The 369-nt window shown below is 46.3% G+C and carries 1 protein-coding gene; it reads left to right on the forward strand.

Translation table 11 applies throughout. The features are described from left to right. Positions 1–369: cation:dicarboxylate symporter family transporter (locus AB4585_RS26395; protein ID WP_372171715.1), on the forward strand; the 369-nt coding region annotated here is incomplete at both ends.

Below are 369 nucleotides of genomic sequence, written 5' to 3' on the forward strand. Positions count from 1 at the left end.
CTTCCTAGTTGCAAGCTACGCAGCAATCTTTGCAATGTATCTAGTGCACATCGCGATGGTCTCCATCACTGGTTTGTCTCCAATGAAGTTTGTGAAGAAGTCATGGCCTGTATTGGTGTTTGGTTTCGGTTCTCGTTCAAGCATGGCGGCTATCCCACTTAACGTTGAAACGCAAAATCGCACTTTAGGTGTAGACGAAGAAACTGCCAACATGTCAGCAACGTTCGGTACGAGTATTGGCCAAAATGGTTGTGCAGGTATCTACCCAGCAATGCTAGCTATCATGGCTGCGCAAGTCATGGGTATTCCAGTAGACCTAGGCTTCATTGTTCAGCTAGTTGCTGTTATCGCGATTGCTTCATTCGGTAT

The organism is Vibrio sp. 10N.222.49.C9, from assembly GCF_041474985.1.
Classification (GTDB): domain Bacteria; phylum Pseudomonadota; class Gammaproteobacteria; order Enterobacterales; family Vibrionaceae; genus Vibrio; species Vibrio crassostreae_C.